Annotated in this window: 12 protein-coding genes and 2 pseudogenes; 6 read left to right on the top strand and 8 right to left on the bottom strand. The window is 55.3% G+C overall.

Features of this window, described 5'->3' with window-relative positions; genetic code table 11:
• Positions 1-426 precede the first annotated feature (426 nt).
• Entirely contained in the window at positions 427-591 is a 165-nt protein-coding gene (locus tag FH061_RS30570; protein ID WP_192805148.1) for a hypothetical protein, read from the bottom strand.
• A 617-nt stretch (positions 592-1,208) separates the two neighbouring features.
• Between FH061_RS30570 and FH061_RS19620 the strand changes: the two genes are divergently transcribed.
• Entirely contained in the window at positions 1,209-1,610 is a 402-nt protein-coding gene (locus FH061_RS19620) for a DUF1488 family protein (RefSeq protein ID WP_192805147.1), read from the top strand.
• Here the strand turns inward: FH061_RS19620 and FH061_RS19615 are convergent.
• The gene (locus tag FH061_RS19615; RefSeq protein ID WP_151637531.1) at positions 1,558-2,118 is read right to left on the bottom strand and encodes a hypothetical protein; all 561 of its coding nucleotides are present in this window, start codon (positions 2,116-2,118) and stop codon (positions 1,558-1,560) included. The two genes, FH061_RS19620 and FH061_RS19615, sit on opposite strands and share 53 nt — an antisense overlap.
• Before the next feature lie 97 nt (positions 2,119-2,215).
• On the opposite strand from FH061_RS19615, the gene FH061_RS19610 reads away from it, so the two are divergent.
• Both FH061_RS19610 and FH061_RS19605 read left to right on the top strand, forming a co-directional pair.
• Positions 2,216-2,572 carry a MarR family transcriptional regulator gene (locus FH061_RS19610; RefSeq protein ID WP_151637530.1) on the top strand — a complete coding sequence of 119 codons (357 nt, stop codon included), beginning with the start codon at positions 2,216-2,218 and terminating at the stop codon, positions 2,570-2,572.
• A 642-nt stretch (positions 2,573-3,214) separates the two neighbouring features.
• Complete coding sequence (locus tag FH061_RS19605) at positions 3,215-3,937, top strand: hypothetical protein (RefSeq protein WP_151637529.1); 723 nt, start codon at positions 3,215-3,217, stop codon at positions 3,935-3,937.
• A gap of 426 nt (positions 3,938-4,363) precedes the next feature.
• Here the strand turns inward: FH061_RS19605 and FH061_RS19600 are convergent, their stop codons facing one another.
• The gene (locus FH061_RS19600) at positions 4,364-5,068 is read right to left on the bottom strand and encodes an ankyrin repeat domain-containing protein (RefSeq protein ID WP_151637528.1); all 705 of its coding nucleotides are present in this window, start codon (positions 5,066-5,068) and stop codon (positions 4,364-4,366) included.
• A gap of 18 nt (positions 5,069-5,086) precedes the next feature.
• Positions 5,087-5,517 (bottom strand): annotated as a pseudogene (locus FH061_RS19595) (GlcG/HbpS family heme-binding protein); the annotation flags it as partial.
• A 1,162-nt stretch (positions 5,518-6,679) separates the two neighbouring features.
• Here FH061_RS19595 and FH061_RS19590 point away from each other — a divergent pair.
• Together FH061_RS19590 and FH061_RS19585 are read left to right on the top strand one after the other, a co-directional pair.
• The gene (locus tag FH061_RS19590; protein WP_151637625.1) at positions 6,680-8,068 is read left to right on the top strand and encodes an FAD-containing oxidoreductase; all 1,389 of its coding nucleotides are present in this window, start codon (positions 6,680-6,682) and stop codon (positions 8,066-8,068) included.
• The gene (locus FH061_RS19585; RefSeq protein WP_151637527.1) at positions 8,065-8,463 is read left to right on the top strand and encodes a hypothetical protein; all 399 of its coding nucleotides are present in this window, start codon (positions 8,065-8,067) and stop codon (positions 8,461-8,463) included. The genes FH061_RS19590 and FH061_RS19585 overlap by 4 nt, the downstream gene beginning before the upstream one ends.
• A gap of 431 nt (positions 8,464-8,894) precedes the next feature.
• On the opposite strand, the gene FH061_RS19580 is transcribed toward FH061_RS19585, so the two are convergent.
• The 3 genes from FH061_RS19580 to FH061_RS19570 all read right to left on the bottom strand — a co-directional run bounded on the left by FH061_RS19580 (position 8,895) and on the right by FH061_RS19570 (position 12,229).
• Complete coding sequence (locus FH061_RS19580; protein ID WP_151637526.1) at positions 8,895-10,061, bottom strand: acetyl-CoA acetyltransferase; 1,167 nt, start codon at positions 10,059-10,061, stop codon at positions 8,895-8,897.
• A 139-nt stretch (positions 10,062-10,200) separates the two neighbouring features.
• Positions 10,201-11,424: an MFS transporter gene (locus FH061_RS19575; RefSeq protein ID WP_151637525.1), complete on the bottom strand. Its 1,224-nt coding sequence runs from the start codon at positions 11,422-11,424 to the stop codon at positions 10,201-10,203.
• Complete coding sequence (locus tag FH061_RS19570; RefSeq protein WP_151637524.1) at positions 11,417-12,229, bottom strand: alpha/beta fold hydrolase; 813 nt, start codon at positions 12,227-12,229, stop codon at positions 11,417-11,419. Before FH061_RS19570 ends, FH061_RS19575 begins: the two co-directional genes overlap by 8 nt.
• A gap of 150 nt (positions 12,230-12,379) precedes the next feature.
• Here FH061_RS19570 and FH061_RS19565 point away from each other — a divergent pair, with 150 nt between their 5' ends.
• Positions 12,380-12,997 (top strand): TetR/AcrR family transcriptional regulator, encoded by a 618-nt coding sequence (locus FH061_RS19565; RefSeq protein ID WP_151637523.1) that lies wholly within the window; start codon positions 12,380-12,382, stop codon positions 12,995-12,997.
• A gap of 560 nt (positions 12,998-13,557) precedes the next feature.
• Here the strand turns inward: FH061_RS19565 and FH061_RS31075 are convergent.
• Positions 13,558-15,398, bottom strand: a pseudogene (locus FH061_RS31075) (Tn3 family transposase); the annotation flags it as partial.
• Between the last annotated feature and the right edge of the window lie 282 nt (positions 15,399-15,680).

The following is a 15,680-nucleotide window of genomic DNA, read 5'->3' as shown; positions in this document are numbered from 1 at the left end:
TTGGGCAATTCCGCCCAATGAAGTGTTTGTCATCCTGATCCGACAAAACCAAATTCCCGGGGCCACAATTGACGAACGCGGGTGCGGCGCCTGTTTTCATGTGATTATCCCGGCCCGCCATTCGTCTACCGATCCACAGGTATCTCTGGTCTAATTTGCGATCCACCGGTGGCAGCAGCGCAAACAAGCATGATCGGGCACGGCGCCGCCTATCGGTTCGATGGCGCATCCTGCCAGGACGATGTCCTCCTGTAACGCGGACTTTCGCATCTCCGCATCAGGATCACCCCAGACTAGAGGAACGCCTGCCAACTCTTTGCATGAAGGACAGGGAAGAGGTGTCACGACTCGCATCATCAAGCGTCAGATTTCAAATCTTTCACACAATCGCAATGCAATACACTTTGCCGGGAAAGTATTGTCCACTCAACTGGACTGTCCCACCTCGAAGCTCGTCACTTCCCGGATCAGCCAATCATACCTCGTTTGATCGAATTTCTTTTGCAGATTCCATGCGAGACCGCGCAGGTTGCTCGGCAAGTAAAAAGCCATGGTAATTTGTTTCAGTAACTGCATATGCTGCTCATGCATTACTTTCTCCCTAACGAAAACCTGCGAAAACCTGTGAACTCATCATTGAGGAGAGTGACTCGCAGACAGCGGTCCCTTGACCCTGTTGCTGGCGATAACGTCGAACCCGGCTTGGGAAATGACGAATCTGCCAACGTCTGCCATTAGAACGTCGACAAAAACAGAACGTACACAAGCAAAGCGCTACCTGTCAGGAACCAGGTGCTCCGTCTTTTGACGGCGTGATCTTTAAGTCCGAAGATGGGTCGCCTGGAAGTGCTGATGCGGTTCATTCTTGCCTGCTGTATTGCGTTGAGGGTGGATAACGACAAGCCTTCACTTTCGCGTTGACTGGCGGAAATGTCAAAGCAAATCCACGGATAGTTGAATAGTCGGATGTTTCTGTTGTGTGTTGGCACCGCAAGGTCATTGGTGCCTGGGTTTTGAATGCTTTCCGCCTGTGTCAAGGCGCCATGCGGGTTCCACCACGGCACAATAGCCCGCGCAAGTCCTTATTGATAACCCTCACGGAAAGTGTTGGGTTTCATCCCATAAACGTGGGAATTGTTTCGAGTTCCGAGAATCGATACACTCTCGAACACCGCTATAAAATGTATAGCGGTGTGATGGTGCTTCATATGAGCGTATTCGTCCTTCCTGCTGGTTGGAATACGTTTCTGCAACATAGTGGCCACCCGGTTTCCGTTCAGGAGCGACAGTTGGTAAACGTCTTCAAAGAGGCAGTAATGAGCAAAAGCGGCGCATTGAAAGGATTGTGGTTTTCATTCGAGATCAAAGCCGAGGAATATGTTGCCTTTGTCTCTACCGAGGCATTACTGGTTCATTTTCAAGCCAGCAGTACGGACAAGCGTGACCTGAGCCGTGCCTACCGAAGGCATCAGAAATTGATCAATGCAGTCGCAATCGATCGGTTTCACAATAACGCACCGCGGCCGGTGAAACTGAACATTGGCGACTTTTACTGTCCTAACCCGGTTTTCCGGTCTTCGCTTCGGGAAGAAGCGATAGCAGCAACTTGATGGAATACAGGATGACGAGCGTGCCTAGCAGATCGCCGATCACCATCACGGCAAATCCCCCTGCGTGTACCGCGTCGCCGCGGAGAAGCAGCCAAAGATGATGCAGCAGGGGATTGGCAAGCGAGTATGCCACTGCAAGCAGTAACAGTCGCTTTGGACTCAGGTTGATGAGCGAGGGCTTGAGGGCAAAAAAATGCTGCGCGAGCTTATACACTAGATAAGGCGCTGCCGCGGAAGCGATTCCTCCGGCAAAAGATCTGAGCGGATCATCCGGGAAAAAATAAAAGACGCAGGTGATCCACGATGCAATCAGCACGCCAATGGCACCTGCTCCTCCGAAAGCAAGCGTACAGAGCAAGCGCATGCCGGCGGGAAGATAAATCCAGTTCATGCCACGGACGGCCTCAAACTGCGCACTGTTGAACAAGGTTTCGTTGGCAACGAACACTGCCAGGAAAAGAATCGCAGAAATTGCAATCAGTGAGATGTTAAGCCGAAGCGCGGACATGGATACTTGATAATTTGTCGTAAACTAGAAACCCGGTGAGGCCACATCCCGCCGCATGATTTCTATGGTGCCACATTAACATCTTTTACTGCAAGCGATGAAAAAAAGTACCCGTCCCGCCGATATTTATCTTCGTTTTCTGAAGTTGGCTGAAGCTATTCGTGGGTTACCTTCGCTGCCGCCGCTTGATCCGCTGGAAGAGCGGATATTGGCATTCATTGCGCGCATTGATCCTGCCGAGGAACGCCTTTCAGTAAGGGACATGATGGCATTAGAAGAGTTCGGCTCTCCGGCTACCGTGCATAACCGCCTCAAGTCAATGCGGGAGAAAGGCTGGATCATGTTGTCAGATACCGAAGATACACGCCGCAAACAAATTGAGCTGACTCAGGCAGCAATGCTCCATTTCGATAAGCTCTCCAAATGTTTGATAAAAGCAGCAAAAGGGGAATAGCGGTTTCATCCTTACCAGGTTCAATACCGGCGGTTTTGTGACGCAGGGATGCATGTGCGAGCTCTAGCCGCCAGGATCATTCAACTTGGTTCGATATCATGCTTGACGTCGAAGCTCAACAAGGCAACAGCCCATAGACCTGAAGACAGACGCGACGGCAAAGCCGGCCTGTTCATTGGGCAAAGCCTAAAGCGGATGCGTCCGGAACGCGGTCCAAAGCCATCATGGCGAAGCGTTCTGGCAAGGGCAGGGCGCACACATCAACCGGGCTTTGGTAAATCCTGGGCCTGCCGCAGAGGCGACGGCAAACTCAGCATACTGATAGTTACTGATAGTGCAAGTTGACAACTTGCTGCTTGAATACTGGACGAGAACCACGCTGCTACGGGGTCTCGAATGCGCGAAGGCCTCGGCCTTACCGTGCTTTTCCCTTGTCCCAGCATGATTTCGCCACATTTGTCCTTAGCAAATGCCCAACTGGCGCTACGAGAGCGCTTTTGTCCTGCCATACATCTCTGGTGGCAGCAGCAAACTTTCTGGTTCGCAAAATGAAAGTGAGCAAAGCCCACCTCCAGAACCAATCGATCGGAACCTAGTCAATAAGGCACTGGTTGGACGCACAGACCCATCTTATGGAACATCATGAACAACAATCTCGAGCCTGCTCTACAATCAATCGACCAGGCTGCCGTGGCGGATGCGCTTGCGTCTGCCTTGACGGCTGTCGTTTCCGGCGCATCCGCACCGGAAGCCGCCGTTGCGGGATTGCGCAAGGCAAGAGATGAATCGGTCCCGCCAGAGAAAAGGGCTGCCGTAGCTGCCTTGCAGGCGTACGGTGCCGAATGCGCGGCTGATGTACTGACTGCGGGACTGGAACAGGATGCGAGCGAACGCGCCGCGCGCCTGCGTGAAGGACTGGAGACGGACTCGGGCGGTGATGATCTCTCGTTGCTACGAGCAAGTGCCGACGCGGGTGCCGCGTTCAAGTCCAGGCTGGCCTTGCGGATTGCATCGAGATGCGCGGAAATGGCGGCGGCTGAAATTGAGCGCGACAAGCAAGGTCACTTCACCATCCTCAATGAGCAGGACGCAGCCATATTCCAATCGCGACGTGAAGCCCATCGGACCATGCGCACCGAGGCGGCGCGCGACTTTCTCGCGTCATTGCCAAGCCGATTTCCTTCTTTTGGCGCAAGCCTGTTTGCCGATATCAGACGACAGGTGGAACGTGAGGTCGCGGAGCGGCACGCGCGGCCCGACATACATGAGGCCGTGGCTTCGTTGTTCGACGCCGCCATGAACTCGATGCCGGAGTCAATGCGTGACGCAGTGAAGCGCGCGGAGCAATCAGGGCAATCCAGGTAATAACCGGTACCGCGCCTTTTGGCCGGGTCCGCCACAGGCGCGGTGATGCATGGCCACACACTTTATTCCCATACGTCCACGAACCAGCTGCCTGAGTATTCTCTCATGCAACATATGGATTATTGTTGGAATTTACCTTATGTAAAATGCGAAGCCTGCAATGAAAATGTGCATCATCGAATTGTCGTAAGCGGACGACATATGTAAGGTGACAACAAAGTGAGTGATAAATAGACAACTAAATCCGAAGACAGAAAGATGGCTGTTTGTAGCACATTGGTGCTAGGCCATTATCCACCAGCTACAGAGACATGCTGCACACAATATGGAGTGAGCTAGGTGCCGGGGCCTATAAGTCTTCTTAAATCTCCTCCATCAGGCGTGGAGCGAGCACCCTAGCCTTTTTACATGCCTTCAAGGCGCTCATCATGGGGGACAAACCGGCATACCACACGTCAGCAGTTGCGCCATCTCTTGGTATCCTCGTGCCTGCGCCAGAGCGAGCGGCGTGTTGCCCGCATTGTCGGTCAGCGTCCGATCCGCCCCGGCATCCAACAAGAGGCGAACGACTTCAGTATGATTGCGGCCGCCGTCCCCGAGAACAACCGCTTCCATCAACGCTGTCCAATGCAGGTTGTTCACATGGTTGAGCGGCGCACCAGAAGCGATGAGCTGCTTCACCACGCCGACATGGCCGAGATGCGCCGCTGCAATCAGCGCCGTGCCATCATAAGGACTGGTGACATTTTTCGCACTGGCACCCAGTTTCAGGAGTAATGCGAGGGTGCCGTTGTCATCTGCTACTGCGGCGATCGTTACTGGATCATAACGCTGGTGTTCCATGGCGTTGAGATCGGCACCTGCTTCTGCCAGTAAGCGGATTGCGTTATGGTGGCGCGCGTAGGTGGCGACGTGCAGCGGCGTACGCTGTTGTGCGTCGCGAATTTCCAGATCGGTCTTTTTCAGCAGTAGAGCTTTCAGCTGGGCGACGTCGCCGCCATGCGCCGCTGCGAGCAAACCAGTATAGGCTGCCGCTTGCCATGCCGACGGCGCAACTTGCGCGGCAATCGGCAGGGCCACAAGCGCAGCCATACCAGCTGCAAATAAAGATGAAAAAATTCGTTTCTTCATTGCCGTCGCTCCTTTCAATTACCTTAACAAATCCTTCTGCTTGTCGAGCTCGGCGATGGCGCATTGCTCGACAAGCAGACCGCCCGGAGCACCGTCAATGCCGACTGCGCCAATCACGTCATTTCCAACATTGACCGGGCACGCCGTCGCAAAGCAGCAATAGCCTAGGATTTCAACCAGATTGGCCGCAGGTGGGTCCTTCTGCGCATTTTCTATCATTGCCAGCGTCGCATTTTGGCTGATGTCGAGGTATAGGCTTTTGCCCGGCCAGCTGCGAGCGTATGCGGGCCGGCGTTGTTGGCACGCTGCACTGCCCTGACCGAACCGGCGCGATCCACCACTGTTACGGCGACCGGATAGCCTTTTCCCTGGCAGGACGCAACGCCAGCTGCCGCAATCTGGTTAGCAAGATCTAGCGACCACTTCTGTTCAGTACGGACGGCTTGTGCCTATGGTGCAGCAGCAACGAAGACCGAAGCAAGCGCAACAGCGGAAAGCAGTTTTTCAGGTCGATTTTCCTTCTCATTGAATGAGCAACGTAGACGTTTCGTCGTTGAGCGAAACTGTAGCGAATGAACGCGCTGCTGGATATGCGGACGGCTACGCGCCGTTATCCGTAAAATTACGGATGCTTGTTGGTTTTACTTTTACGAAAAATCGTTTCCATTAGGGCTTGCTATACAACAACAAGATGATTGATGAGAATCGCAGGAGGATCAGTTTCATCGCATCAGTCATTGATGAGGAGGCTGCTGCCATGGCAATATCATCCATCCATCAATGGGCCTGTTCGATCTGTCCGTTTGGGAGACAGCATTCTGACCGAGCCTATTATTCATCACATCAATGTCCTCGTGAGCCGGGTAACCGAGCCAGAGCGGCGCTGGTTCGCTGCTGTTAAGGCATTACATATTGGACATGGTGGTAAGGAGTTACTGCCATGGATTACGGGCATGAGTCCACCAACGATTCCGCATGGATGCACCGAACTTAAGTCTGATCTGCCTCATTTACCCGCTGCTCACCTGCATGCGGCAGGCGGTGGCCGGCCCTCCGCTGAAGACCACGATCCTGGTCTTGAGGAGGCACTGCTTGAACCGCTTGAGTCTGAAACGGCTGGGGGTCCCATGTAGCGCCGCGCTAAAGCCAAGCGCAGCTCGCTGAGGCATTTACGCCAGGCTCTTACGGCACAAGGACATCCGACAAGCCGCATGGCGGTGGCGAGATTGCAGCACAAATCGGATTACTCCTAAGACTAATGCGCGGCTTGCGAAAGCCAGGGGAGCATTGCCCCACGAAAGCAACGAACAGTTCGAACACATAGGTGAGCAGCGCACCCAGTTTAATGTCACAGGAAATTCCATCATCAGCGTAGATACCAAAAATATTACGGGCTGAACCTAAATCAGGATTGCCTTCCTATTCCCGTTCTGCTTGACCGGGTAGCGCTGTTGAAACATTGGCTTTAGTGTAGTCTGATAACGTGTTTCGTCCTTTATTCATCGCTTACGGGCAACATTGCAGGACATTGGCAGCCGCTTGTCGAGATACCGTCCTATTATGCGTGGTGTCCCTGCGAACCGATGCCTTAACACTGACAAGGGGCTTGCCATGAACGAAAACTTCGACGCCATCGTAATCGGTACCGGGCAGGCTGGCCCTTCGCTTGCGGTCCGGCTCGCGCAATCGGGAAAGAAGACCGCGATCATCGAACGCAAACTCTACGGAGGCACCTGCGTCAACGTCGGCTGCACGCCGACCAAGACCTTGGTCGCGAGCGCTCGAGCCGCGTATATGGCACGACATGCCGCAGACTATGGCGTGCTGGTCGAAGGCATACCACGCGTTGACATGGCCCGCGTCAAGGCACGGATGGACGCAGTGGTCCGGCAGTCCAGTGACGGCGTCCGCAAGTGGCTGCATACCACGCCGGGACTGACGGTGATCGAAGGCCACGCTCGCTTCATCGATAACCATGCGATAGCAGTAAACGGTACCACGCTAGAAGCGCCGCAGATCTTCATCAATGTGGGCGGCCGGGCAGCGGTCCCGGACATTCCCGGCTTGGCGCAGACGTCGTACCTCACCAGCTCCACAATTCTGGAACTGGATGAACTGCCTAAGCATCTGCTCATCATCGGTGGCAGCTATATCGGACTTGAGTTTGCGCAGATCTACCGGCGTTTCGGAAGCATGGTCACGGTATTGGAAGTCGGTCCGCGGCTCATCAGCCGCGAAGACGAAGAGGTATCGCTCGCGGTGCAACAGATCCTCGAGGGCGAAGGCATCCGCTTCCACTTCAACGCAGGCAAGATGCGCGTTAACCAGAATGGAACGTCTATCGCCTTGCAGGCGGAATCCGACGGCAAGCCGGTGGAGACAAGTGGCTCACACATACTGATAGGCGCCGGCCGGGTCCCGAACACCGGTGACCTTGGCCTGGAGAACACCGGCGTCGCAACCGACAAGCGCGGATACATCACGGTGGATGACCGGCTTGCGACCAATGTAGCCGGCATCTATGCATTGGGTGACGTCAATGGACGTGGTGCGTTCACCCATACCGCCTACAACGACTATGAAATCCTGGCCGCCAATCTACTCGACAACGATCCGCGCAAGCTGAGCGATCGCATTCCAGTCTACGCTTTATATACCGATCCGCCATTGGCGCGCATAGGCATGGGCGAATCCGAAGCACGCGCTTCCAGCAAACGTATTCTGAAAGGCAGAATGATGATGTCGCGTGTCGCACGAGCGCGGGAGCGTAGTGAGACGCAGGGCTTCATGCAAGTGCTAGTGGATGCAGACACGAAAAAGATTCTCGGCGCTACCCTGCTTGGCATCGAAGCTGATGAAGTCATCCATTTGCTGCTGGATGTGATGTATACCGGAGCACCCTACACTGTCATCCAGCGCGCGATGCATATCCATCCGACGGTATCCGAACTGATCCCGACCTTACTTGGGGACCTGAGGCCGCTGGACGAAGGGCGTTGACGGCATTGCAAAGGAGCACGCTAGCTTCCTGCCCCTCGGGCTTCAGTGGAACGCTGACCGGTTCTGGCACGGCGACCCATCTCGGTGCCGTCACGATTAGCGCCACGCACTGCGCAATGCCCACGCGCGGCGGGTCTGTGGCGATCAGCCAAGGCGTGATCACGCTCACTGCCGCCAACGGAAATATCCTGACCGCCGACTTCATGGGTACGATCTCCCCGTTTCCAAGTGACTTGCAAACAAATACATTCGTAGGCAGCTTCCTGATTACCGGCGGCACCGGACGGTTTGCAGATGCTGAAGGCGACGGCTTATTGTCCGGCGCCCTTTCTGGCAGCCTACGGACCCGCGTCTTTACGGGAACTATAACCGCTGAAGGCCGGATTGGTTACTAGCGTCGCCTCGCGCTATAGGTTTCGCATGAAGTTGCCCTAGCCTAGGGCGATTGAGCTAGTTTCACGTCATCCACATCATCATTCCTGATTGAACCAGTGAAGGGCTTTTTGTCCGGGTTTGGCCGCCTCCTGCCTAAGCTATTCTCGAGGATAATGACGGCTTCACCGTTGTTTGCTTTCAGTTCTTTGTCCAAAATCGTCGAGGCCAAACTAGCCCACTACAATGTTGCCTTCGTTCTACGGGAGGCGGTATTCCCTTGTTGCCCGAGCCCCGTCCTCAGCTAGAAATAACAACCTTCGTTGCACCGATTGAACAGCTTCGGGCTAGTTTGAGCAAGTCGAACCGACATTCGACCCTTCCCAAGGCGACCTCGAGCTTGGATCAAAGATATTGGTCAGGTTATGGGTACGCCCTCGCCCGCATTCAGCGGTTACCGTGCACGTTCTAGAATACTGACATAGTTGGCGACGGCTGCACCGCCCATATTAAATACGCCAGCCAGCGACGCATCCGGAATCTGCATATCGCCTGCAGTACCATGAAGCTGCATCGCGGAGACGACATGCATAGATACGCCGGTGGCGCCGACAGGATGCCCTTTGGCTTTCAACCCGCCGGATGGATTGACTGGCAGACGGCCATCACGCATCACAAAACCTTCATCCAGCAGACGGGCTCCATGCCCCGGGTCTGCCAGACCCATCGCTTCATAGCTCAGCAATTCCGCAATGGTGAAGCAGTCATGCACTTCGGCAAACGAGAGGTTGTCGACCGAGCAATGAGCAGCCTTTAGGGATTGTGACCATGCATGGCGTGGCCCTTCGAAGGCACTGGGATTCCTTCGCGACATAGGCAAGAAGTCGTTGATCTGTGTACGCGCACGAAATGCGATTGCCTTGTTCAGGGCACGTGCGGTTTGCGCATCAGCCAATATCAGGGCGGCAGCGCCGTCGGACACCAGGGAGCAGTCGGTTTTGCGTAAAGGCGCTGCGATGATCGGATTCTTGTCCGATACCGTATTGCAGAATTCAAATCCGAGGTCCTTGCGTAACTGCGCATACGGATTGGCGACCGCATTTGCATGATTCTTCGCGGCGATTCTGGCCAACGTCGAAGAGTGATCACCATACTGTCCAAAATAATCACTAGCCACTTTTGCGAAAATGCCAGGAAAAGTCAGCCCTTGCTCCGCTTCTTCTTTGACATAGCTGGCGCGCGCCAGCACTTCGGTAACTTCAGCGCCGCTGACTGCAGTCATTTTCTCCGCACCGACAACGAGTGCGATGCGGGCACGCCCTGCTTCAATGGCGTCAAGTGCAGAATAGATCGCCGCCGAGCCGGAAGCGCAGGCGTTCTCTACACGTGTTGCGGGTTTGAAGCGCAACCCGTCATCTGCCTGCAGCACCATGGACGAGCAAAAGATATCGGGCACGAAGCCGCCATTCAGATTACCCAACCAGATACCGTCAATGTCCTGAGCTGCAATTCCCGCATCGGCGATTGCTTCGCGCGCCACGGTGGTGATGAGTGTTTCAAGATCGATGTTGTCGAGCTTTCCGAATTTCGTATGGGCCCAGCCAACGATGCATGGTTTCATGATTTCCCCTTCTTAAGTTCAGATTCGCGTACTGGCAGCGCAGGCACTCAGACGTATGCAGGTTATGCGGTCTTTGTGTGGAAAGATATGGCTGCATCCGTAGCAGTTGCATAAACGGCTTTAGGAATAACTGCGCTGATCATGCCTTTGCCGCCCCTCGCGGCATGACAGCCTCGCGGATAGGCAGATGGATCAGTGCGGCCCCCACGGCCAGGACGACGTCGATATACCATAGCCAGTCATAGCTTCCACTGGCTTCAAACACTTTGCCGCCTAGCCAGGCACCGAGAAAGCCCCCGACTTGATGCGACAGCATGACGATGCCAAACAGGGTTGCCATGTTGCCGATCCCGAATAGCTTAGCCACCAACCCCGCCGTTGGCGGAACCGTTGACAGGAAGGTCAGGCCCATCACTGCGGAAAACAGGAGCACGACGGTGCCCGTCTTAGGTGCCAGTAGAAAGGCAAGAATTGCCAGCGCGCGCGCCGCATACACGAGCGACAGCAGCGACTTCATGCGCCAGCGTCCGACGGCCCACCCCATGCCAATGCTGCCGACGATATTGAACAGGCCAATCATTGCCAGCGCCCATGCGCCGTACTGCACCGGCAGGCCGCAGCTGGCGATCACTCCAGGAAGATGGGTAGCAAGGAAGGCGACATGAAAGCCGCAAACCAAGAACCCGCCCGCCAGCATTAGATAGCTGGGCGTGCGCAGCGCCTTCCTGATCGCTTCGCGCGTACCGAGCGACTGTTGCTGCGGCCCGGCTGCCTGCGGTGCACCGCGCAGCAGATAGGCGGCAGGCAGCGCGAGGAGCACTAGCCCTCCCAGTACCTGCATTGCGTTGATCCAGCCGGTTGCAGCGATTAACGCTCCCGCGACGGGTGCCATCACAAACTGGCCGAACGATCCTCCGGCGTTGATGACACCCGTCGCCAGGCCGCGCTTTTCCGGTGCGATCATCCGGCTCGCGGTCGCCATCAGCACCGCCGGTCCGGCCAATCCGGCGCCACCTGCAGCCAGTACCCCGACGGCGAAAATAAGGCCAGTTGTGCTTTGCATCCATGGCGTGATGATGGTGCCTAACGCAACTAGCAGAATACCAGCCATCAGGACCCGGCCTGAACCGACGCGGTCGGCGAAGGCACCGGCGAATGGCTGGGTCAGTCCCCACCACAATTGTCCGAAGGCGAACGCGAGGCTGATACTGCCAACTCCCAACCCGGTCGCGGTGTTAAGGGGGCTGAGAAACAATCCCATGGTCTGGCGCGTCCCCATAGTCAGCATGAAGGTGCCCGCAGCTGCCAGCAGCACCAGCCAGAATGCGGTTTGGCGCGCTGCGCCTGCGGATGCGTTAGTCATCGGCAGTCACCTTTTCGGCTGCACTTTTGTGGATTGGTATGGTGGAAGCGAGATGTGCGACAGCCGCTGCGATCGCTTCGGTATGCGCAATGATTCTGCGGTGCCCTACCCCCGGGATGGCCACGAGCCGTGCGCCACGCCAGATCTCGGTAAGAGCGCATGATTCAGCGTACGGCACTTCGTGGTCAGCGGGGTCGTGAAGCAGAAGTGCGGGATGCCGGAGTCCGTCAACCAACGCGCCAAGCTCCATGGAAGCGATCGGCTGCCCAATATGCGCTTCGGTAAGCCTGTGAAGCTGATCGGTTCCCACAGCGTCCAGGCCTGCCGCTTGTGCAAAGCGATGGATGACACGCTCTAACGACGCAGGTCCTGCAATGTGGACACTGCTGCACACCCGCATACCGTTATGAAAGGCATACAGGGCTGCTGGCGATCCGACGGAATGGGCTACCACACCGCTGAACGGTCCATAGGCGCCTGCAATCTCCAGCAATGCCTTTCCGTGATGAACGACACTTGACAGTGTTCCGGGAGAGTCCCCGTGTGCCGGTCCGTCAAATCCCCAAACCTGGAATCCTGCACGGCACAGCGGCGCCACCCATTGCCCAAGATGACTCGCCCGACTCTCCCAACCATGTACCAGCAGTATCCGCGGCCCGGCAGTTCCCCATGACCAGCCAGCAAGCGCACCTTCGCCGGCTGGAAACGATTGCGGCGTACCTGACCGCAGCAACTGCGCTTCTGCTTCGGTCAGTTCAATACGGCGCGGCTCTGACAGGCCGCGGAAAACGTCCAGAGCATTCATGTTTCCCTCCTGCGCTTTATATTACGACTATAATATAAAGCGACGCAAGTGCTTTTTGGGTGTCTGCCAGGCCGATATTCCTATTTATATTGCGGGTATCATCTTATTCCCGAACTTGTCTGTTTCACGGCGGACCCATATGACCAGATCGTGAGCGCAAAAATGAGATATTCGAAGGAACACAAAGCAGAAACTCATGCCCGCATCGTGCAGAAGGCGAGCGAGCGTTTTCGGGCTGAGGGGATAGATGCAGTTGGCATAGCGAGTCTGATGCAAAGCCTTGGCATGACTGTGGGCGGCTTTTATGCCCATTTTGAATCTAAAGACGATCTGATAGCACAAGCGTGCCGTACGGGATTCTCTGAGACGACTGCCAAGTTCAAGGCCTATATTGAATCTAAACCTCCCGGACGTCGGTTTGCCGCACTCGTCGACGCTTATTTGTCTCCCCAGCACCGCGACGGAGTTGAAACCGGTTGCTTTGCTGCCGCTGCCGGAGCAGAAGTGGCCCGGCATCCAGTTGAAACACGTCTCGCGCTGTCCGAACAAATCGAGGCGTGGATCACTGTAATCGCTGCAGCCATGGAGGCCGACAAACTGGACGGTGAACTGCGCGGTATTGCAGGCACCCTCATCGGATGCCTGATCTTGTCGCGTACAATGCCGGACCATGCAATATCGGACGCCTTTCTCGAGTCGGGACGCAAGGCCGTAATGGCAAATGTACGTCCGTGCACTAAGCGAGAACTTAGTGATCCAGGCGCTTAAGGCGAGGCGCCTTTACAGATACCATCTGGTTTGGTCGACGCTGCTGCTGTAGCGTCCAGCCGTGGTTCTTTTTGCGTCGATAAAGCTTATGTAAAATGTAATTTGTATCCTAGGCTATGGCAGAAGCAATCGCTAACAAGAACGGTTTTATCCACTTTTATCTGATTCCAAATAGAAGTGGATAAAACACCATAAATGACTGCCGCATATCCGGAGTGACGAGATGTTGAACGCCTAATGTTTGCCCGCAAAGCGCTGCCGTACCAACCAACATGAAAAGTATGGCTTACGAAAGAATGCACCGGTTTAAGTCACTGAATCCAAAATAGGAAAATAGCAGCGACCGCACTAATTTGCATGGAAAGTCTGATCACCCCATATGGGGTCCCCTCGTTTTTGGTGCATTCTACGACGGTAGGCGGATCTAGCGTTTATGCGGGTTTGCGGGAGGTATTTTGCAAATAATCCAATAGAATCAATAACTTGCTGTTTACCCCCCCTTTTCGTTTTCGATACTGCATCTAAGCTGCCTAACTTCGGTATGCTGCTGTTGGCGGATCTCAGGTTCCGATAGCAGCAACTGCTGTGCTGGTCGGCAGAATCCGTTGCTCGTATTCTGCTAAAGGGAAATCGAACGTCCCCCGAAGATTAATGCCTTCCAGTGCTGTCGGCGCAATCCTTCGCAAATCGTCTGGAACTAACGCCTCGCCCGTCCTCGCTTCTATCTGGTCGATGGCTTGCTGCATATGCCGGGTGTTCCAGGCCATCACTGCGTTTGTCAATAACGATAAGCTTGACGAGACAGCGTTAAGTGCCTCCGGACGCTTGGCAAGGTCGGTCGGGATCTTCCCAATATGAATAGCGCGCTGTACGACATGGACAGCTTCTCCGCGATTGAGAGCATGTTGCAGTTCCCTCCTGAACGATGCATTGGTGTGTTAGTCAATCAGGAAGATGGTACGCAATAACCGCCCCAGCGCGACGCCGGCAGCGTATACCGGCTCGCTGCGAGCTTCACTACCAAAGCGTTGTAATGCCTGAACTGCTGTGCAGCGTCCATTTTGAATGGATGCCGCAACCCGTACAAATTCGTCGTAGTTGTCCCGGATGACGTCCAGATCAATGTTGCTGGTCGCAATGGGGACAATACTTGAAGGGACAGCAAGGCCTTTCGGCACGCACAGCCGGCGTTCACGCAGATGAGCCAGGCGCGGACATAGGTCAAACTGTAGCGCCTTGGCGATCGCCATGGCGAAATCCGTATAGCCATGCGTATCTACAGCTAACTGCGCGACATCGCTGGTACCGCTCTGCCGCACTACCCCTTCAAGTGCCGCACCAGCCTGGCGCTCCTTCAACAGGATCGGTTGATCGTAGAAAACGCCCCACCGGTCCCGTACGTAATTATAGACCCCGATCGACGGTGTCCGCCTACGGGGATCCGCGCGTGCCTGCCATACCGAGCGAGAGGTCTCCAGGCCCATCATGTCGGCGGATGCCAGATCGCCACGCCCCCAGTGCGCCGCGACCGGATGGCGGTGCATGTAAGCGAGAACAGCGTCTGATGCATCCCGCAGCAGCCGTTCGTCGGCAATCTTGTCCATCATCTGCCGAATTGCTTGAGATGACAATTCCGGGATCATACGCGACACATCGGCGGCTGAAAGTGAAGTGCCATGGGCGAGAATAGCAGCGTATGTCAGCAGCAATTCCGAGCGGGACTGCGGTTCACGGCCAAGCAGGATCCAGGAAAATCGAACGTGGCTATCTATGTCAAGCAGAATACGTGGCAGCTGCGCAGTAGGACGACCTTCGAATATGGCTCGCCGCAAGGTCGCACGTGCACGTCTTCGGTGTCAGGAGTGAGCCGTTCCAGATGAACGCCATCATTGTCGATGGTCACCTCCCCTGCCCGGCTGGCTGCGTCCAGGCGCTTCATGCCCTGATTTAACTGTTTTACGATCTGATCCAGATAGACTTGCGGATCCTGTGGTAAAGCAAGGTGTCCATACAAATGGTTACGTTTGGCCTGCCATTCCATCGATGGGATCAGTAAGGTGGTTCTGCTGCGGAAGGAAAAACTGTGATTGATGTAGACGGAACCGTTACGCAACGCTACGCGCAGCCCGAACAGCGTTGCCCATTCAAAGGCACGTAGTGCATTGACCCGATCCTGTCCATGAATGAGGTCATGCCATGGTCTACCCAAGATGATTTGCACTTCCTGTGGCAACCCATTGCTAACATCGTCCTTGTCGTATAACTGGCGAAGTACCGCAAGCGCATCAAGCAGCCGGTGCGGCGTCTCGCTGGCAAATGGCAATGCGACGAGCTTGCGCAGCACCTTTCTGGCCTGCGTACTCTTCGTCATCAGCTGCAGACGCACAAGCTTACGTCGGCTTGATGCCCGACGTGGCAGCGCTTTGTCCGCGAGTTGCTGCAGCGCGGTGCGTAGATCGTCGGCCGCCAACTCCGGACTAGCGGCCAGTTCCTTGATTGCCTGCACGAGTTCGGAAAGCGTCTTTGCATCATCCTGACGACCGTTGTCAATTTCTGCCGTCGTAAATTACTGAGATGGACCCGACACCTTCCCTTCGGGGAAACTACATGTTCGATCAACCGTTCTTCACCGGAGGTCCATCATGAAGGTTACCGTTCTCGGAATTGATCTGGCCAAGCGAGT

It is taken from the genome of Noviherbaspirillum aerium, from assembly GCF_008929045.1.
GTDB lineage: Bacteria > Pseudomonadota > Gammaproteobacteria > Burkholderiales > Burkholderiaceae_D > Noviherbaspirillum > Noviherbaspirillum aerium.
The sequence above is the reverse complement of the archived record's forward strand: the minus strand, read 5'-3'. Positions and strand labels throughout refer to the sequence as shown.